Raw genomic sequence first — 18,431 nt, 5'->3', positions numbered from 1 at the left:
TTTCGCAAAGGAGAATTGTAATGAAGAAACTTTCCACCTTTTTATTCTCTGCCGCTATGTTGTGCGGCATCGTCCTGGCTGAGGAAGAAATGATGCATAAGACTATAGTTTCCCTGGATCCTTCAGAAATGGAAAATGTCGCCTTGGATGCAGTTACCGAGCACCCCTACATGCAGGTAATCGCAGGAGATAATCCGGTGGCAGGCAGCTTGAACAAGTTCCACTCAAATGATGGCAAGTTCGAAGTTGATTTCTACCACGGCTCAGAGGTCACTTTGAAGCTCGCCGACTGGCCGGTGCATGAGGTGATGTACTTTGTTGAGGGGCAGGTAGAGATTACGGATGAAAGTGGCTCCGCCAGGATCTATGGGCCCGGTGATGCGTTAGTAATGCCCAAGGGGTTCAATGGCACATGGCGTCAGCTCAGCCCGATCAAAAAGATCAGTGTCTCGTATCCGCACGATTAGCCACGCCCGGTGAGTCTGTGACTGCCGAGAACACACTTCCTGTTGGAGGCAGGGACCGTATGGCTCAACATAGCACTGTTTGATGGGGCACGACCACAATTGCTTTACATGTCGTATGACAAGTTCTAGCATCCCGTACGACATGTCAATTGAGGGTCTAGAGAATGGCGGGTGAACGCCGGCGGGAAATTCTGCAGATCGCCATCGAAATTATCGCGGACGAAGGCTATAGCAGTCTGACGATGCGATCACTGGCAAGAGCAAGCGGTATGAAACTGGACGCTCTTCAATATCATTTTCGAACCTGGGAAGAGCTGTTGCGGGCCCTGGTAGGCTTGATCGAGGAGCAGATCAAGAATGCCTGGGCACATAGAGGACTGGACGATGGCCCGACTGTCTATGATATTGCGGTCTTTATGTTGGAAGAGACTTCCGCGCCGGGAGACGCATTGCTTAGTGACAGGCTCTGGCCGCAGTTGTGGGCGATGGAGCAGGTTGAGCCGCTGGTTTCTGATCTGCTCGAAGAAGTCTATGCCGAGTACATGAAATTGCTGGTGAATGCCATGGAAGAGGCCGGGGTCGATTCGTCACACGGTGAAGCCCTATGCCTTATGTCGTTATTGGAGGGTGAGTCACTTTTCACCGGCGAGGGAAGGCGATGGGAAAAAGACCGTGGCCTGGTCCGGGACACGATTCTCAAATTTGTTGAGAACCGGTATGGAAAAAGTCATTGAATAAGCATCTGTCGCTCGACGGCCAGGTCAATCGGCTTGGCGCCTGGTTCCTACTGCCGCGGTGAGAGTTTTATCTGAGCTCGTTGGCGACCGAGTTCGCTCCTCAGATCGCCAGCCCTTACCCCGCCGCTCAGCTTTGCATCTCCTATGATAAACGAAGGCGTGCCTGTTATGTGGAGCGCTTCCGCCAGCGCTCGAACCTCCTCCAGGTATTGATGGACCAGCGGGTCGCGCATATCGGCCTGTAGTTTCTCAATGTCGAGTCCGGCTTTTTCAGCTGTGGCGAAGATCACTTCCATGTCCAGCGCCGAATCTGTCGTCATCAGGGCGTGATGAAATTCCTCGAATAGACCCTGGCGGTGAGCGGCGACGGCTGCCCGAGCAGCCATGATCGAGTGGCTGCCATAGATGGGGAGTTGGCCGTATAGGTAGCGAATACCGGGCTCCGTGGCTCGGGCCTGTTTAAGCTCGGGGTAACTGGCCCTGCAAGGGGCGCATTGATAGTCGTAAAACTCGATTACGGTGATGTCTGCGTCTGTGCCGCCTGAAGAGGGCGTGAGTGGTGATTGCAGCAGGTCGGAGTAAGCTTTCAATAACGACCGCCGTTCCTCGGCAGCGCGTCCCTGTTCACGTCGGAGACCTGCTTTGCGGATCGCATCGCTCACTTCCGCGTCATCGAGCACTATTTCAGGGTGCATGAGGAGGTATTCCTTTACCTGTTCAGGGTCAAGACTACCCGTAGAGGAGGGGCCGGGGTCGCTGGACCCGCAGGCTGCAATCGCAAGAACAAGGGTGAGCGCAACCAGATTTCGTAGAGCACAGTACATGCAGTCTGTTGCCTCCAGGCAGTACGCTTCTATTTCGCTTTTATTATAAAAGAGTGCTGTTCACGCAAATCCGTTGTGATGAGCAGAGATCCGTCATCCTGCCATTGGGTGCCGGACGGTAACTGACCTTTTTCGCTAATATTGCCCAGAGTCTTTCCATCCTTGATTAATGCGTATGTCTTCGCTTTATCCAATTGACGAACGGTGAACGAAGTGGAGCCGCTCTCCACGGGCCCCGGTGAAAGAGTTACGACCAGAGCGTCCTTTGCGCTATCGAAAACGGCTTGCGTGACACTGGCCTCAAGGTAGTCGATATCGGTAATGTGCGGGCTTGCGAAGTGTGATGACTCAAAGGGCCTGTTGTAAATGTGCCACAGCCCGTCCGCCGGATTGATACGAGAAAAACCAATCAGTACGTTACCTGTAACCGGTCCTACGTTCTGTATGAGCCCATTTTCGTCGCGGGAGAAGTTATATGAGTAGTCCGCGGTGGACGGGTAATAGAGCCCCCCATCGATCCACGTTGGGCTGAAGTTTGCATCCGCGTAATCGGTCATCAATTGAACCGTCTCTTTATCACCGACCTCTGAGGCAAGAAGAGCAAACCAGCCGAAATCGAATGATGCAGTCCAGCCCATGTTGTCCCCTGGCGTGCCTTTCAGCATCGACGGTATGTAGCGCTTCTGCTGATATGGGTAAAGGCTCTCAATGTACTCCTTGTCCCATACGTGTTGAGCGTGGCCGTTCCAGCCATCGGCCCATGCGTAGGTTGCTGGCACAACCTCGTCCTGCTTGACCTTCAGGAAATACATCGTGGTTCTGGTTTCGGGGTCTATATAGTGCCGCTTCTGCATCACCTGCTTGAACTTGGTCCTGACCTCGTGTGACAGCTCTGTGCCGTGCTTGAGGTCATAGGACATGAGGCCGAGGATAGGGTGCTGGTTGCACTCGGCGTAGACGGCGTTGCGCTCGCACTCGATCCCGCGAAAGTGATCTTCTACAAACTGATCGTAAATCACCGTTGTCAGTCGGTTGTGGTCGTACTTTATCTCTACGGGGGGCTGGCCGTACTCAACTGGCGCATAGCGAAACGTGAGAGACCCCGGTTCATCGTAGCGGTGATCGTCAAACAGGGACTCGTGCAGGCCAACCATTTGCAACAGGTGGCCGCTGTACATGATGTTCTTCTTGATGTTGGGATCGATCCAGCCGTACCAGTCATCCTCGGTATAATTGACCATGACCTCGCCCGCTTCGGTTTCGGTTCTGTCTGTCAGGTCAAACTTGCTCACGTGCGCCCAATAATCCCATACATCCTTGTAAATCATTCTTTTAATCAATTTGGCCGACGTGTCTTGATAGAGATCGCGATGGGCGGGGGTGTAGTGATAATGAGCGGATGCCAAAGCGTAATGCGCAAACGCGAACTGAAACTGGTAGGCATGGAAGCTCATATAGTAAACGGGGTCCATCTCTCCCAGGAGTTCAAAGTCACCGGGAAGGTCGTTCGCTATATTGATCATGTGGCGCACGTGGCCCACTTGTTCAGTGGATAACGCAGGATAGTCCGCGGGATCCGGATCAGCGGCAAAGCCGACACCGGGAATAACAAGTGCGGTCACCAGGGCCGCTGACGCTATCAATGCTACCATTGCTCTCTCCGAATACTTTACACAGTTGATTATAGCGATACTCGGATGATAATATGCTACATGTCAAGTGACATGTAAAGTATTGAGGCGGACTTTCGATTCGGTAGATGAAGGTTCAATTAACTGCCACGGGGAGAAAACCATGCCAGGCGAAGCATCAGTCGACGTTAAAGCAGCAGTCATCCGCGAGAAGTCTGGGAAATTCCTTATCGAGGATCTAAGCCTTGAGGCGCCACGCAGTGATGAAGTCCTGATACGAGTAGCGGGTGTCGGGGTCTGCCACACGGACCTCGTGTGTCGAGATCAGTACTTCCCAGTACCCTTGCCCTGTGTGTTTGGCCATGAGGGCTCCGGGATTGTCGAGAGCGTTGGGAAATCAGTCACCAAGGTGAAGCCTGGCGACCGCGTCGTGCTCAGCTTTCTCTCTTGTGGCCACTGCGAGCCTTGCCTCGAACACAGTCCGGGTTACTGCCACGAGCTCTACGATTGCAACTTCGCCGCGACCCGTCTCGATGCCTCCACAACCCTGCGTAAGGGTGATGAAGTCATTCACGGCAACTTTTTCAATCAATCCTCTTTCGCAACGCATGCCCTGGCCACTGAAAAGAACACGGTAAAGGTACCGGATGACGTTCCGCTTGATCTGTTAGGGCCACTGGGCTGCGGCATTCAGACAGGGGCCGGCGCCGTAATGAACTCGCTCAACCCACGACCGGGTATGAGCATCGCGATATTTGGCTGTGGTTCGGTCGGGCTCGCCGCAGTGATGGCGGCAAAGGTCGCAGGATGTGGTCAAATCATCGCCGTCGACCCCAATGCTTCGCGGCGTGAATTGGCGCGTGAATTAGGTGCTACCCATGCAATCGACCCGACTCAGGGCGACCCCATCGAGGGCATCCATCAAATCAGGCCGACAGGGGTTCACTATACGCTGGAGTGCACGGGAATACCCGAGGTTCTCCGGCAAGCTGTGGATTCGCTGACGTTGACGGGGGTATGCGGGCTGATCGGTGTATCGCCTGTTGGGACGGAGTGCGCGATCGATATGAACAGCATTATGTTCGGACGGAGCCTGCGTGGCATCATCGAAGGCGACAGTGTTCCGGATGTGTTCATTCCAAGGTTGATAGAGCTCTACAAACAGGGCCGCTTCCCTTTTGACAAGCTGGTCACATTCTACAAGCTCGACGACATCAATAAAGCGGTCGAAGACACCGAGCAGGGGAAAGTGATCAAGGCTGTTTTGCGGCCTTAAAAGCCATTTTTGATCCAGTTTTTTCCGGAGGACAATGTGGGCTATTGGTACCTGACAATCGCAATAGTTGCTGAAGTGCTGGCAACCAGTGCGCTGAAGGAGTCACAAGGTTTTTCCAGGCTGGTGCCCAGTCTGCTGGTGGTGGCGGGATATGGCGCTTCTTTCTACTTCTTGTCGCTTGTCCTCCAAACGATTCCCATAGGCGTCGCCTACGCACTATGGGCTGGCCTTGGCATTGTACTGATAACCATCGTGGGCGCAGTGATGTTTGGCCAGAAAATGGACTTACCGGCCATTTTGGGTATCGCGCTGATTATCAGTGGTGTTGTTGTCCTGCGGGTATTTTCCAGCATAGAAACTTAAGGACGCTCCTGAGGCGGAATATAACATGAGTAAGATCTTCATTATTGGAGTCACCGGGGGCGTGGGCTCCCGGCTTGGTCCAATGCTTGTCGATGCAGGGCACGATGTAGCTGGTCTGCACCGGAAGCCTGAACAGGCAGGCAAGCTTGAAAATGCGGGTATTACCCCCCGACTTGGTGACATCATGACTCTGACCGTAGAAGACCTTACGGAATTCACGCGGGATTGCGATGTTGTTGTATTCTCTGCCGGCGCCGCTGGCAGTGGACTCGAGCGCACCACAGCAATCGATGGGGAGGGCGTCATAAAAACCATTCATGCGGCCAGGGCGAATGGTATAGCGCGTGTCTATCTGGTCTCCGCATTTATGGATGCGGGTCGCGCTCAGCCGAGGAAAGATGGCTTCGAGCACTATATGAAAGTGAAAAGGCAGGCCGATAATGCTTTGGCTGCGTCGGAACTGGACTGGGTCATTCTGCGCCCTGGAACGCTTGTCAGTGAGGACGGTAACGGCCTGGTAAACGCAGGACTGGCCATCAGCTACGGTTGTGTGGCTCGAGGCAGCGTCGCAAAAATGTTAGCTGCGCTCATTGATACCCCCGCGATTCGTCGAGAGATTATAGAGCTTACAGACGGTGATATTCCGGTGCCGGATGCCGTGATGTTGCTTCAAAGATAATATTTCAATCGCTGGCGGAAACGGCCGAAATGAAGCTCAATAAAGTACACCCTGACTATCAAAGTTCGGCGCGCTGGATCCCGGCGCTGCCTTATCATTGGCCGCCGGTTCGAATGTTGGTGAACGCTCTGGTCAAACTGATACCCCCCTTTAAAGGGGACGCAACTACCACGGTTCGTTGGGCAGCGCATGGACCATCACGTAGCAAGATATACCAGCCTGCAAGCCCGGCAAGCGATGCCGCGCTGTTGTGGATTCATGGCGGTGGTTACTTGTGTTTTAGTGCCAATACTGACGATGCTACCTGCCGCCGCATCGTGGATGCCCTGGGTATAACCGTGGTATCGGTGGATTACCGCCTGGCGCCCCAAAGCGCCTTTCCCGCGGCGCTGGATGATTGTGTGGCTAGCTGGGAATGGCTGCAACAGCACAGTGTAGAGCTAGGTGTCGATCCGCAGCGGGTCGTTGTCGCCGGTGAGAGCGCCGGCGGTGGGCTGGCCGCGACACTGGCGCAGCGGTTACTCGATGAGGGTGGCCCACAGCCCGTGGCGCAATGGCTATTGGCCCCGATGCTTGATGATCGCACCGCCACACGTGCGGACTTAACGGCGGAGCAGCATTTCGTGTGGAACAATCGCAACAACTGGGGGGGATGGCAACGGTACCTGGGGCAGGATCCCGGTTTGCCCGAGGCCCCCACCCACGCCGTAGCGGCACGCCGGGAATCGCTCGCCGGCCTGCCCGAGACCTTGCTGGCTATTGGCGATCTGGATTTGTTCTATGAGGAGTGCGTGACCTACGCTGAGCGGCTGCAATCCGACGGGGTCGCTTGTGAGTTGTTTGTCACCGAGGGAGGGGTACACGGTATGGAAACACTGTTACCGGCGTCCTCACCGGGCCGGCTGCACTGGGACTCGGTGTTCGCTTTCCTGGGACGAAAGCTGGATCTGAATCAAGGTCGCAGTACCCCTAATTAGTTGATCCTCCCGGTCATTTACAAGGCCGCGATGAGTGTCAGGCCGGTACCGGCGAGCAGAGCGGCGATGACTGCATAGGGAATTTGCGTTAGTGCATGTTCCATTACTCCACAACCGCTGCCCTGGGCAGCCAAAACAGTAGCGTCAGAATAGAAGCAGGCGTGGCTGCCAAAGGCGCTGGCTGAGACCAGCGCGCCGATGGCCAGTTGGGGGCTGACCCCCACGCTGTCTGCCAGCGGTAGCACGATGGGGATGGCAATGGCAAACACGCCCCAGCTGGAGCCGGTGGCAAAGGCGATCAGTGCTACGGTCACAAATACCACCAGGGGCAGTAGCGTGGGTGTCATGTAGGGTGTCACGTTTTCGATTACGAACTGGGCCAGGCCCAGTTGGTCGTTGACCTCCTTGAACATGAATGCGACTACCACGATGATCAGGGCAGGTACCATGATTTTGATGCCTTCCAGTACCGCATCAAACATCTCGGTCCAGGCCATCAGCCGTTGAACCCCATACAGCACGATTGTGACGACGACTGCCATTAGCACGCCGACCTGTACGTCCAGGTCGTACCAGAGGCTGAACCCGATCAGTGCAAATAGTGGAAGCAAGAAATGATAGATACGGACCCGCTCGGGGTTATTACTCGCGGCCACGTCGAATTCATCGTCATGTGAGGCGTTACCGTTCTCTGCTGCCTGGGCCTGGGCGATTTTCATCATGCCCAAAGGTGGTATGCGACCGGTGGCAACCAGTGGCACCATCAGGCCCGCTATCCAGGCGTAGAGCATGTAGGGAATGGAACTGATGTAAAGAGCCATGCCTTCGCCCGGCTCTGCCACGTCGGAGACTTCCAGCACCCCGGCGAAAAACACTGCCCAGGTGGAGACAGGTATCAGGACGCAGATCGGCGCTGCGGTGGAATCCACCACATAGGCCAGCATTTCACGTGACACCCGGAACTTGTCGGTCACCTTGCGCATGGCTGAGCCCACCGCCAGGGCATTGAGGTAATCGTCGATAAAGATCACCAGTCCAAGGCACCAGGTGTACAGGAGCGAACTGCGGGCATCCTTTGCCCTTGAAGCCAGGGCGTGACTGAAAGCGTCTGCGGCACCCACTCGCATCAGTAGGGCAATCAGGCTGCCCATCAGTCCACAGACGATAATCACCCAGGCGATGGTCTCATCCATCATCACCTCCAATAGAATGGAGGAAAAATTGACAACTGCAGAGCCGGGGCCAAGCAGTAACAGACCGGCAAATACACCTGCCAGAAGCGACTCTATCGGTCGGCGGCTGAGTACCGCAGTTACGATGGCTACAGCCGCAGGTATCAGTGATAGCCAGGTCGATTCAGGTGTCATTGGCCAAGGTCCGCGTATTAGTCAGGAGATTGAGTGAGTTGTTCAAGTACCGTCCGGGCCTGAGGCAGGAAGGCCTGGATAAGGTCAGCACCGTCTTGCCAAGTGCCGTCTACCACCGCCTGACTAGCGGCAAGCTGAACCTCTTCCTGGGCGATAACATAGTCGAAGAACAGCCGGTGTTGCGGGTCTGACAGTGATCGCATCTCCTCCAGCTTGGGAAGATAGGGTATGACCATGTCCACAAACCATTGTGCGTCGAGGAAGCGCCAGCCCAGGTAGCCAATTGCTTTTATGCCCATACCGACGAACCAGTTGACCTGGTAGTCGACGTCAAGTTCCTCCTTCATGTGGCCATAGATTTCCCGGTTGAGCGTTTCCATTTCATAGTACGCCTGGAAGAAGGGGCCTCTGTCTGAGTCTCTTGATGCTTTTGCGGCCACTTCCATGCCGATGTAGGTACGAGCCCGGTTGCCGTACTCGTATTCCAGGTGACTGAAATAGATCTCGTGCTGGTCTGGTTCTTCGGAAGTGGCGGGCATTGTGATAGCAAGAAGAGCTAGCGTGACGGTGAATAGTAGACTGCGATGCATGGGGATTCCTGAGGCCTGTTATTCGATAAATACATGAAAAAAGTGAGCGTATACTGTCTCTTGAATATTTTACATGATTGTTAAGTTATATATAGTGTGACGGACTAAATTGGCAGTTTAACGGAGTGCAGGTTGGCGCGGTTTTCTCTAAATTTTTCGGGGGCAGGAGGTCGCCCATCGTCCCCTGGGGGATTTCACTGAAAAACCTTCGCACAGCTGGGCTGTTCGCTATGCTGGCCTTGGTGGTGTATTTTTCACTGGGCGTGCTGGATAGTCTGGGAGGTAGCGCGGACGCTGGCCTGCGGGACAGATTCCTGCAGTCTGGTAACTATGACTCCGTCCGAGGTAGCTTTGTTAACCCAAACCAGTCAGAGATGGATGATGCCCAGCGCAGGGCGACCAATTGGCGAAACATTCGCGATTACTTCCTCACCGAAAACCAGCGTGAGCCGGCCCAGGCCCTGCCGCAGCAGATTCCTGACTATGGGCGTTTTCTGGCTGAAGGCGATGGGCTCAAACTGATCTGGTTTGGGCACAGTTCATTCCTGTTGAATATGGAAGGGACGGTTATTCTGGTGGATCCTGTGTTTGGTAACGCCAGCCCATTCAGCTTTTTCGGGAACCGTTATATGCCGCCGGTATCCACTGTAGAGCAGTTACCGGAGATCGACGTCGTTCTCATTTCTCACGACCACTATGATCACCTCGAGGCGGATACAGTGAGATACTTCGCGGACAAAGACACAAATTTTATAGTCCCGTTGGGCCTGGGATCCCACTTGTCAGCCTGGGGCGTTGACTCGAATCGTGTCATTGAGCGCGATTGGTGGGAATCGGTGGAGCACGGGGCAGTCACATTTACTGCGACGCCGGCGCAGCACTACTCCGGGCGCCGTGGATTTGGCGGCAATCAGTCACTCTGGGCCTCCTGGGTGATGCAATCGGGCCGCCACAGCGTCTACTTCAGTGGCGATAGTGGCTATGCCCCGCATTTTAAAGAAATTGGTGACCGGTTCGGGCCGTTCGATATTGCCTTCATCGAAACGGGTCAATATAACGAGGCCTGGAAAATGATCCACATGCTGCCGGAAGACGGTGTCATGGCGTTTCGCGATCTGAACGCCCAGAGATATTTTCCTGTGCATTGGGGGATGTTCACTCTGGCATTGCACAGTTGGTTTGAACCGATTGAAACAATCAGTCGACTCGCCGAGAAAGAGGATTTTCCTCTCGTTGCGCCTGTTATCGGCCAGCTGGTCGATGTTTCCAGTGATACCCATTTCCCCAGGTGGTGGGAGCGAAGACCTGGGCGGTGAAACCCATATGTAATGCTGCCCAATTCTAACTACAGTTTCTCTGCCAGGGCAGGGCGTTTGTCGAGGTGGTTGGTAGCCGCTTCGTAGGCCATTGCGAATTCCAGTACTTTGCGATCCTGGCCCATGGGCCCGATAAACTGGATACCCATCGGACGCCCGTCCGAATCAAACCCTGCGGGCAGATTGACCACAGGGAGCCCCGCCAATGTGCCGCCGATGACAACCTCCATCCACCGATGATAGGTGTCCATAGATTTGTCGTTGACGGCTTTTGGCCAGTGGATATCCGCTGAAAAAGGGAAAACCTGCGCAGTGGGCAGGGCGAGCAGGTCATGGCGCTCAAACAGTTTGTGCAGCGCCCGATACCAGTCTGAGCGGGCCTTGTCCGCCTCGGAAATTCGCGCGGCTGTCATATCAAAGCTACCTTCGATCTCCCACTGCAGTTCCGGTTTCAGCAGCTTCCTGGTTTGGGGGTTATCGTAGAGTGGCCTGGCGTCACTCCAGGACCAGTGGCGCAATGTCAGCCAGGTTTTCCATAACCTGGCCATGTCATAGTCAGGTGTGCAGTTCTCGACGACCGTTCCGTTAATCGACAGTTGTTGCATGGCCGATTCACACAGTGGCAATACGCCGGCTTCCATGGGGAGGTAGCCCTGGTAGTCCCCCATCCAGCCAATACGCAGTTTGTTGAGCTCAGCCGGCCGGAATTCCTCGTAGGGAGGTATCGTGTCCCGCAGTGAAAGCGGGGCACGCGAATCGTAGCCGGCCATCGTACCAAGCAGTCGGATGGTGTCTTCCACGTTGCGGCCCATGGGGCCGTCAGTCGCCAACTGGTCGTAGTACAGTTTCGACTCCGCCGATGGGCTTGGTACTCTTCCCTGGCTCGGGCGAAAGCCGATCACATTGTTGAAGCCCGCCGGATTTCGCAGTGAACCCATCATGTCGCTGCCATCCGCGACGGGTACCAATTGCGCTGCAAGACTGACTGCGGCCCCCCCGCTACTGCCGCCCGCAATCAATGCGGGGTTGTAGGCATTGCGCGTAGTGCCGAATACAGCGTTGTAAGTTTGAGAGCCCAGGCCGAACTCCGGGCTGTTGGTTTTGCCGATAAAGATGGCACCCTGGGCGCGAATCCGGGCGATGGGGAGGCTGTCCTGGGTGGCGACTGTCCCTGCGAAGATCGGTGAACCATAGCTGGACGCCAATCCTCGCGCATCGGCCAGGTCCTTCACCGCGTGTGGCATCCCGTGCATCCAGCCCCAGTACTCGCCCTTCTGCAGTGCTTTGTCCGCTAGCCTTGCCTGGCTCAACAAATCCGCATCATCTACCAGGCTTACGATCGCGTTATAGACAGGATTGTACCGGTGAATACGCTGCAGGTAGGCCTGCATCACTTCTTCACAGGCGACTTCCCGGCTTCGAATGGCCCGCGACAGGCTGGAGGCGCTCAGACTGGTGATTTCCTCGGCCATGGTCTTCAACTCCAGCGATCTGGTGGCTGGTGAAGCCAGTGACAGCCCGAGAACCGTACTCTTCTTAAGGAAATCTCTTCGATCCATGCTTTTCTAATTCCTCGTCGCTGCGGGTTTTATTCCAGAAAAACATAGTATACAGCACTGTATAAAATATATACTTTACATTAGTGTCTATTATATATTTTAGCAATACAAAACTTGGATTATGAAGATGGTTTCTGATAGTGAAGTGATTATTGATATCGACAATGGTGTATTGACGTTAACACTTAACCGGCCAAAGGCAAAAAATGCAGCCAATAAGGCGCTGGCTGAAGGGGTGAGCGCTGCGATCGATCAGTTGGAAAGTGATCCCGATCTGCGAGTGGCTGTAATTACTGGCGCGGGTGGTACTTTCTGCTCGGGTATGGACCTTAAAGGTTTTGTCAGTGGTGAATTGCCTTATATCGAAGGCCGAGGATTTGCGGGTTTAACCGAGTATCGTGCTAAAAAGCCAATTATTGCGGCAGTAGAGGGTTATGCGCTGGCCGGCGGTATGGAGATGGCCATAAGCTGCGACATGATTGTCGCCGCCGATGACGCCAAATTTGGTATACCCGAAGTCAAGCGAGGCCTGGCAGCCGGCGCTGGCGGCTTGTACCGACTGCCCAGGCAGATGCCGGAGCGTGTCGCCATGGAACTGGCCTTGACCGGAGATTTCATTTCAGCGGAGCGTGCCTATGAGCTGGGCCTGATTAACCGTGTTGTCGAGAGTGGTGGGGCTTTTGCAGCTGCGCAGGAAATGGCCACGAAAATTGCGGCAAACGGACCAATGGCTGTGGCTGCAAGTATGATGGTCGTGAGTCAGGCGCAGGACTGGACACTGGAAGAGGCTGCGCAGAAGCAGGGTGAGTATCTCGATCCGGTATTTTCCAGTGAGGATGCCATTGAAGGGGCGACTGCCTTTGCTGAAAAGCGCGCACCTGAGTGGAAGGGGAGGTAATTAAGCGCTGGTTTGTCAGGTTGCATGGAAATCTGAATGAATTTGGTGGCTCAGGCGAAAATGGAGGTACATATGGGTATGTTTGAGGGCAAAACCGCCATAGTCATGGGGGCATCAACACCAGGAGGGATGGGAGCCGCCACGGCGCGCCGCTTGCGCCGGGAAGGCGCCCGGGTTGTTGTTTCGGGACTCGGTGAGCAGCCGCTTAAGGAACTCGCGCAGGAGATCGATGGCCTGGCCTTTGAAGCGGATATCACCTCGAAGCAGGCGAATGTCGATCTGGTCAATTTCACGCTCGAGAACTTTGGCCAGATTGATCTCGCGGTTAATCACGTGGGTCTCGCCACCCGCAGCCCTATTGTGGAGGAGACCGAAGAGCACCTCCTGCTAATGACCGAGGTGAACTACTTCGGTACGTACTGGTTCGTCCGTGCGGTGGCCGATGTGATGGAGGAGGGGGGTGCGATTGTCACCACCTCGTCTCTGGTGGCCTATGACGTGTCAACCGGGATGTCTGCTTACGCCTGTGCCAAGGCCGCGGCGGAGCGCTTTGTAGAGGCGGCTGCGGTTGAATATCGGCAGAAGAGGCTGCGCATCAATTCCATCATTCCATCCATCAATGATACGGCGATGCTGCGTAAAGGCATCGAGCAGCGGGGTAACGACTTCGATGAATTTGTTGGCCTCTACAAGGAACTGACACCGCTGGGGCGGATCTCTACCCCCGAAGATATTGCGGGAATGGTGTGCCTGATGCTGCATCCCGAGTTCTTTGAAACAGGGCAGCACATCCACTGTAGTGGCGGGAATTCCCTGCTAGGACAACCCAGGCTTCTTGTTACTCAGGACCTGAAGTAGCCTCCAGGGCATGAGTAAAATTTCCGTTACATGCGTGCCAATGCGGAGCGTGGCGTGATCTGGCATGCCGATACTACCCATTACGATACACAAGCATTTTCTCAGGGGACGCCTGTTTTAACCCCTGACGATGGGGAAGAGGTGTAAAACATGGATAAGAATTTTTCAGATCACAAGTCAATTTCCGATAAGTTATCTTTGTGGTGTTTATGTGTTGATAACAAAAACTTAAGTTCTTTACCTGATATATTTGCTCCAGATATCGAGTGGGATTATGGAGGAGGCACTGCTGATATCGGTCTGGAGAACGTTATTAACCGAATAAAATCGCACCTACTGGAAGATTCTTTTTGCGGTGCAACTCAACATGGCTTATCCAATACACGAATCGATATAGATGGCGACAATGCCGAGAGCCATGCATATTTCTGTGCCGCCCATGCAGGTACTGGTGAGTTCGAGGGCAAAACCCTGGTGCAGTGGGGTATTTACCACGATTTCTGGCAGCGCACAAAATCAGGCTGGCGCATCAATAAGCGGAATTACACCATCACCATTTCTGATGGACCACTGGAAATTGTGTACGCCAATGTGCCGATGACGATGTGGAAAGAGGATGATAAGCGCAATCTTTCCTCTGATTAGTTGGAGAAGTTCAAGCTGTTGTTGAACGTATCACTCCCTTAGTTGCCTTCACTGAATAGCGGTGTGGACACTGCCGGCCTAGCCGGCCATGCTATACCCGCCGTTGACGCTTATAACCTGGCCCGTAGTATGGCCAGCACATTTGTTGGGCTGAGACCCTCTCGTCTCTATTAACCCACATGCTATGCGTACTGATATCGCGCCTGTCGTGACAATGATTGTGGTATTCGTGAATGACATCGCAGGTCCTGTAGGCCAGTACCGGCCTATTTGCGTGGGCACCCATTAGCCTGGTCTGGCGATATATATTGACACAAGTGTAAACAATAAAATAATCTATGCATAGGTGTAAAGCATGATGGATTGGCCCTGAGGTTTTCCTTCGGCCAGTCCTTTGTGGAGTGCAGTTTTAGCAGTCCGACTACTTACAATAAAGTTGGGATGGCCCATATGAAACCGAGAATTAAACAGTTAATTGGCTTGTCTGGATGTCTGACACTTTCCCTTGGGGTGGCCGAGCATGCCCTTGGGCAGCTCGAGGAGGTGATGGTAACTGCGCAAAAGCGTGAGCAAAATCTCCAGGATGTGCCCATTTCGATATCGGTGCTAACGGCCGAGAATCTGGACCAGCAATCCATTACTGAAACTGTTTCGCTTGCGCAGGCGGTCCCGTCTCTCAACTTTCAGGCAGGGTTTGCGCCTTCATCCACCAACTTCAATATTCGCGGTGTAGCCTCCTACACCTTTGAAGGGGGGATTCAACCGAGCGTCGCCATGGTTGTCGACGGCGTGTCTCTGGCCAGGGCGGGTGAGTTTATCTCTGAGCTGGCAGATGTGGAGCGAATCGAGGTGTTGCGGGGCCCGCAAGGCACCCTGTTCGGACGTAATACCACAGCCGGTGCAATTAACATTACTACCAGGCGGCCAAGTACAGAGTTGGAGGGTTATGTAGAGGCAAGCTTTACCGACGATGACGAGCAGTTGTATCGGGCAAGATTGAGTGGGCCGCTGACGGAGACAGCCGCAGGATCACTGAATGTGTTCTACCAGGACAGGAAAGGCCATCTCAAGAACATTTATCCGGGTGGAGACGACGGTGGTGGTATTGAGTCATGGGGCGCCCGGGCGCAACTTGACCTGAATTTCTCTGACTCAGTGAATCTATTACTGTCCGGCGACTATCGCGACGCTGAGCACGGTTTATCTCCACAAGTAACACTCGTTGCTGAACCTTCGCTTGATGGTATTCCCGCGCCGGGGTTGAATTTGCGGGAAATCCAGCAAGGTGATGGCGATCCGGCGCTTGGTCAACGCGTGATCGACGATATGTTCAAGATCAATCTCAATGATAAGGATTTCGCCGAGCAAGAGCTTGATAGTTGGGGCCTGTCCGCCCACCTCACCTGGGAGATCGACGAAACGCTTAGATTTGTATCGATATCCGCGTACAGAGAGTGGCATGAGGCGGTGAATCCCGATATAGATTCCGGGCCAGGTCAGCTCTCCAATGGCGGTTATGGCTTGCCCATCGCGTTGGCTCATACCAGCAATACGCCGTCCAGTAATATTCCTCTTTCTCGTCCATTTGAAAATGAATATTTCACGCAGGAGTTCAGGTTAGAGCAAACTGGCCAGTCACTCGATTGGACTGCAGGTGTGTTCTATACAGATTTTGAGGAGAACGTTAAAGAAGGTTTTGCATTGTATATCCCGTTTGATCCTGCCTTTGGAGAGGGTTACACCACTTCCGTACAAACAGATAACACGGATGAATTGACAGCGTTTTCAGCATTCTTTGATGGTACCTACCATGTTTCGGATACGCTGGATATTTACGGTGGTTACCGCTGGACCTATGAAGAGGTCGACGTAAGCTACGATAGTCCAACCTATCTGGTTCTAGATAGTGCAGGCGTCTCAGAGTTCGATCTGGACAACAATATTGTAAACTTCACGGACCCTGTACCGCCCGCGGTGCATACCGTCGGTGAGGCGGATGCCGACCACACAGACTGGTCTGCTAGATTGGGTGCATCCTGGCAGTTCATGGACAGTTCCAATTTGTATGCCACGGTAAGCCGAAGCTTTGTCGGTATCGGGGCGGACATTTCAAGAACGGGAAACCTAGACGCAGCTTTTCTTGAGCCCACAACGGCTGAGGCTGTTGAGTTCGGGATGAAGACCATGCTCCTGGATGATAGCTTACAGCTCAACGGCGCGGTTTTCTGGCAGGATGTGGAGGATCTGCAGACCTCAGCCTTGCTGCCTGGAACAATTCAGACTGTGAACCTTAACGCGGGTGACCTCGATATATTTGGTGTTGAGGTCGACGCGATCTGGGCGTACTCTGACTATGGACGTATTTCCGCGGCAGTCACCTATCTCGATGCGGAAGTCAGAGATCTCTTGCAGCCTTGCTGGCCCGGGCAAACCATAGAAACTGGATGTAATATTGACGTGAACGGTAGCCCGGTCACCGATCCGGACGCGGCGGTGCAGACCGATATGGACGGCTCGGATGCGCCTAACACGCCTGAGTTGGCCTATAACATCGGCATCAGTCACATTTTTCCCTTGGATAATCTTTCTTTCGACATCCATGGCAGTGTGAACTATGTGTGGCAGGACGAGGTAAATTTCCCACTGAATGGTGACCCGCTTCTTGTGCAGGATTCCTTCGGGCTTTTGAATTTCTCGCTGAGCATGGTAGACAAAGAAGACCGCTACGAGGTAACGCTGTTCGGCAGAAATATCAATGACGAGGAGTTCTATAGCGATTCATCAGAATCCAGTGGATTTATTGCCAGGCAATATGTGCGGGTGACAAGAGGCGCTCAGTCATTCTACGGCGTCAGGCTTAAGTATAACTTCATGTAATCCAACCAGGTTTACAGGGTGAAGCTGGCGTTGGGGACAAGAGCGGAAAATTAAGTGGGCGAGGATAAATACCCGGAGTTTCGCCTGGGCTGGCCAACGCTGCTGGTTGCGCTGAGTGGAGTAATCACCTCAGCGCACTTTCTTCCCTTGTACAGCTTCGGGCCAATGGCACCCGATCTTTCCAGGGCGCTGAACATACCGTTGGGGGAACTGCAGCGCTGCATTACCCTGAACTTCGCTGGTATTGCTGTAGGATCTCAGTTAGCCGGCTGGCTAATGGATAGATTCTCGCTTCGCAGCGTCACCTTGTGCTCATTAGTGTTGTATGCACTGACATACATCACGATGAGCACCATATCTCTCAGCCAGAATCTTCTCTACACCTTCTATTTTCTGCTGCCGATCGTCGGAAGCGGTTCGCTGCTGGTCACCTGGACAAAAATCGTTTGCGACAAATTTGAGCGACAACGCGGTCTCGCATTAGCTATTCTGCTGTCGGGTTCGGGCGTGGTAAGCACTGTCTCTCCACTACTGCTGGCGGGCTATGTCGGCACCGCAGATTGGCAGCAAGGCTTTCTCGTTATGGGTATCTTGCCGCTGGCGACCTTGCTGGTCTGCTTCTTTACCCTGCCTACAGGCAACCCAAGTTCGAACCAGCAGAGCTCTCTATCAATTAACTCTTCGGAGCCCGAAAATGGCCGAGTTACCAGGCAGATATCTGGAATCAGCTATCGAGAGACTCTACGTAGCCGCCAGTTCTGGACGATCATTGTCGCATTGATATTGGTTGTCTTCGTCGTGGTTTCAATGATTACCAATATTGTTCCTATGCTCGTCCAAAAGGGTCTATCCCAGTCGGGCGCAACAGTGGTATTTAGTGCGTTTGGTTTGGCCCTGGTCGCCGGCAGGCTGGCAGGAGGCTTTTTCCTCGACAAATTCTGGGGCCCGCTTATCGCGTTTTGCGCACTGGTGCTGCCCTCAATCGGATGCCTGATATTCCTGCTGGCGCCCCCGGACATGGTGCTCATGGTGATGGCGACGGTTTTGGTAGGTGTGGCTGCCGGTGCAGAATTCGACATTCTCGCCTATCTCGTGTCGCGATATTTTGGCCTTCGATCCTATGCCAAGGTATTTGGAACGGTTTCAGGCACTGTCGCTCTCGGCAGCGGTATGTCCCCACTCATCTTTGGCCCCTTGATTGACGCCACTGGTAACTACGACAGTTTGCTTCTTATCTGTATTGTTATTGCGGCGCTCGGCGCCTCGATGTTTTTGACGCTTGGGCCATATCCAGATTTCGAAGAGGCGTTGGCCCAAGAGTAAGTTTCAGCGAGCCGCCAGCACTGAACCGGGCATCTCGATGCTGA

General features: G+C 53.9%; 17 protein-coding genes. 12 read left to right on the top strand and 5 right to left on the bottom strand.

The features are described 5' to 3' along the window. The first annotated feature begins 20 nt into the window (after positions 1-20). Both F0M18_RS08300 and F0M18_RS08295 read left to right on the top strand, forming a co-directional pair. Positions 21-467 carry a cupin domain-containing protein gene (locus F0M18_RS08300; protein WP_149610936.1) on the top strand — a complete coding sequence of 149 codons (447 nt, stop codon included), beginning with the start codon at positions 21-23 and terminating at the stop codon, positions 465-467. Between the two features lie 164 nt (positions 468-631). Then, positions 632-1,201 (top strand): TetR/AcrR family transcriptional regulator, encoded by a 570-nt coding sequence (locus F0M18_RS08295; protein WP_149610935.1) that lies wholly within the window; start codon positions 632-634, stop codon positions 1,199-1,201. A 50-nt stretch (positions 1,202-1,251) separates the two neighbouring features. Here the strand turns inward: F0M18_RS08295 and F0M18_RS08290 are convergent, their stop codons facing one another. After that, positions 1,252-1,899, bottom strand: a complete 648-nt coding sequence (locus F0M18_RS08290) for a DsbA family protein (RefSeq protein ID WP_188109651.1) — start codon at positions 1,897-1,899, stop codon at positions 1,252-1,254. A gap of 158 nt (positions 1,900-2,057) precedes the next feature. Further along, a complete protein-coding gene (locus F0M18_RS08285; RefSeq protein WP_149610933.1) occupies positions 2,058-3,680 on the bottom strand; it encodes a linalool dehydratase/isomerase domain-containing protein in 1,623 nt (540 codons plus the stop codon). A gap of 142 nt (positions 3,681-3,822) precedes the next feature. On the opposite strand from F0M18_RS08285, the gene F0M18_RS08280 reads away from it, so the two are divergent. Genes F0M18_RS08280 through F0M18_RS08265 form a run of 4 tightly spaced genes read left to right on the top strand, consistent with a single transcriptional unit; the run spans position 3,823 to position 6,954 of the window. After that, on the top strand, positions 3,823-4,935 hold the full coding sequence (locus F0M18_RS08280; RefSeq protein ID WP_149610932.1) for an NAD(P)-dependent alcohol dehydrogenase: 1,113 nt from the start codon (positions 3,823-3,825) through the stop codon (positions 4,933-4,935). 36 nt (positions 4,936-4,971) lie between these two features. Further along, positions 4,972-5,298, top strand: coding sequence for a DMT family transporter (locus F0M18_RS08275; protein WP_149610931.1), 327 nt, complete (start codon positions 4,972-4,974; stop codon positions 5,296-5,298). A gap of 25 nt (positions 5,299-5,323) precedes the next feature. Continuing rightward, positions 5,324-5,977 carry an SDR family oxidoreductase gene (locus tag F0M18_RS08270; protein WP_149610930.1) on the top strand — a complete coding sequence of 218 codons (654 nt, stop codon included), beginning with the start codon at positions 5,324-5,326 and terminating at the stop codon, positions 5,975-5,977. A 29-nt stretch (positions 5,978-6,006) separates the two neighbouring features. Beyond that, positions 6,007-6,954: an alpha/beta hydrolase gene (locus F0M18_RS08265; protein WP_149610929.1), complete on the top strand. Its 948-nt coding sequence runs from the start codon at positions 6,007-6,009 to the stop codon at positions 6,952-6,954. A gap of 17 nt (positions 6,955-6,971) precedes the next feature. Here the strand turns inward: F0M18_RS08265 and F0M18_RS08260 are convergent, their stop codons facing one another. Beyond that, positions 6,972-8,321 carry a Na+/H+ antiporter NhaC family protein gene (locus F0M18_RS08260; RefSeq protein WP_149610928.1) on the bottom strand — a complete coding sequence of 450 codons (1,350 nt, stop codon included), beginning with the start codon at positions 8,319-8,321 and terminating at the stop codon, positions 6,972-6,974. Positions 8,322-8,338: 17 nt separating this feature from the next. Beyond that, entirely contained in the window at positions 8,339-8,911 is a 573-nt protein-coding gene (locus F0M18_RS08255; protein ID WP_149610927.1) for a hypothetical protein, read from the bottom strand. Positions 8,912-9,141: 230 nt separating this feature from the next. Here F0M18_RS08255 and F0M18_RS08250 point away from each other — a divergent pair, with 230 nt between their 5' ends. Beyond that, entirely contained in the window at positions 9,142-10,227 is a 1,086-nt protein-coding gene (locus F0M18_RS08250; protein WP_149610926.1) for an MBL fold metallo-hydrolase, read from the top strand. A gap of 29 nt (positions 10,228-10,256) precedes the next feature. On the opposite strand, the gene F0M18_RS08245 is transcribed toward F0M18_RS08250, so the two are convergent. Beyond that, a complete protein-coding gene (locus F0M18_RS08245) occupies positions 10,257-11,786 on the bottom strand; it encodes an amidase (protein WP_149610925.1) in 1,530 nt (509 codons plus the stop codon). 121 nt (positions 11,787-11,907) lie between these two features. On the opposite strand from F0M18_RS08245, the gene F0M18_RS08240 reads away from it, so the two are divergent. The 5 genes from F0M18_RS08240 (at position 11,908) to F0M18_RS08220 (ending at position 18,387) form a co-directional block, all read left to right on the top strand. Continuing rightward, positions 11,908-12,684, top strand: a complete 777-nt coding sequence (locus F0M18_RS08240) for a crotonase/enoyl-CoA hydratase family protein (protein WP_316838360.1) — start codon at positions 11,908-11,910, stop codon at positions 12,682-12,684. A gap of 36 nt (positions 12,685-12,720) precedes the next feature. Beyond that, the gene (locus F0M18_RS08235; protein ID WP_149610924.1) at positions 12,721-13,542 is read left to right on the top strand and encodes an SDR family NAD(P)-dependent oxidoreductase; all 822 of its coding nucleotides are present in this window, start codon (positions 12,721-12,723) and stop codon (positions 13,540-13,542) included. A gap of 150 nt (positions 13,543-13,692) precedes the next feature. Continuing rightward, positions 13,693-14,187, top strand: coding sequence for a nuclear transport factor 2 family protein (locus tag F0M18_RS08230; RefSeq protein WP_149610923.1), 495 nt, complete (start codon positions 13,693-13,695; stop codon positions 14,185-14,187). Between the two features lie 450 nt (positions 14,188-14,637). Further along, the gene (locus F0M18_RS08225; protein WP_188109649.1) at positions 14,638-17,064 is read left to right on the top strand and encodes a TonB-dependent receptor; all 2,427 of its coding nucleotides are present in this window, start codon (positions 14,638-14,640) and stop codon (positions 17,062-17,064) included. A gap of 54 nt (positions 17,065-17,118) precedes the next feature. Next, positions 17,119-18,387 (top strand): MFS transporter, encoded by a 1,269-nt coding sequence (locus F0M18_RS08220; RefSeq protein ID WP_149610921.1) that lies wholly within the window; start codon positions 17,119-17,121, stop codon positions 18,385-18,387. Positions 18,388-18,431 lie beyond the last annotated feature (44 nt).

The sequence above is a fragment of the Pseudohalioglobus sediminis genome (assembly GCF_008370495.1).
In the GTDB taxonomy this organism is placed as follows: Bacteria; Pseudomonadota; Gammaproteobacteria; order Pseudomonadales; family Halieaceae; genus Halioglobus.
Note: the sequence above shows the minus strand (reverse complement) of the source record. Positions and strands in the feature narration are given on the sequence as shown.

Bases quoted from the DNA above. Each gene is read 5' to 3' on its own strand.
- F0M18_RS08235 (WP_149610924.1), top strand. From the start codon at position 12,721: ATGAATTTGGTGGCTCAGGCGAAAATGGAGGTACATATGGGTATGTTT.
- F0M18_RS08240 (WP_316838360.1), top strand. From the start codon at position 11,908: ATGAAGATGGTTTCTGATAGTGAAGTGATTATTGATATCGACAATGGT.
- F0M18_RS08285 (WP_149610933.1), bottom strand. From the start codon at position 3,680: ATGGTAGCATTGATAGCGTCAGCGGCCCTGGTGACCGCACTTGTTATT.
- F0M18_RS08300 (WP_149610936.1), top strand. From the start codon at position 21: ATGAAGAAACTTTCCACCTTTTTATTCTCTGCCGCTATGTTGTGCGGC.
- F0M18_RS08250 (WP_149610926.1), top strand. From the start codon at position 9,142: ATGCTGGCCTTGGTGGTGTATTTTTCACTGGGCGTGCTGGATAGTCTG.
- F0M18_RS08270 (WP_149610930.1), top strand. From the start codon at position 5,324: ATGAGTAAGATCTTCATTATTGGAGTCACCGGGGGCGTGGGCTCCCGG.
- F0M18_RS08230 (WP_149610923.1), top strand. From the start codon at position 13,693: ATGGATAAGAATTTTTCAGATCACAAGTCAATTTCCGATAAGTTATCT.
- F0M18_RS08295 (WP_149610935.1), top strand. From the start codon at position 632: ATGGCGGGTGAACGCCGGCGGGAAATTCTGCAGATCGCCATCGAAATT.
- F0M18_RS08245 (WP_149610925.1), bottom strand. From the start codon at position 11,786: ATGGATCGAAGAGATTTCCTTAAGAAGAGTACGGTTCTCGGGCTGTCA.
- F0M18_RS08290 (WP_188109651.1), bottom strand. From the start codon at position 1,899: ATGCACCCTGAAATAGTGCTCGATGACGCGGAAGTGAGCGATGCGATC.
- F0M18_RS08280 (WP_149610932.1), top strand. From the start codon at position 3,823: ATGCCAGGCGAAGCATCAGTCGACGTTAAAGCAGCAGTCATCCGCGAG.
- F0M18_RS08255 (WP_149610927.1), bottom strand. From the start codon at position 8,911: ATGCATCGCAGTCTACTATTCACCGTCACGCTAGCTCTTCTTGCTATC.
- F0M18_RS08265 (WP_149610929.1), top strand. From the start codon at position 6,007: ATGAAGCTCAATAAAGTACACCCTGACTATCAAAGTTCGGCGCGCTGG.
- F0M18_RS08260 (WP_149610928.1), bottom strand. From the start codon at position 8,321: ATGACACCTGAATCGACCTGGCTATCACTGATACCTGCGGCTGTAGCC.
- F0M18_RS08225 (WP_188109649.1), top strand. From the start codon at position 14,638: ATGAAACCGAGAATTAAACAGTTAATTGGCTTGTCTGGATGTCTGACA.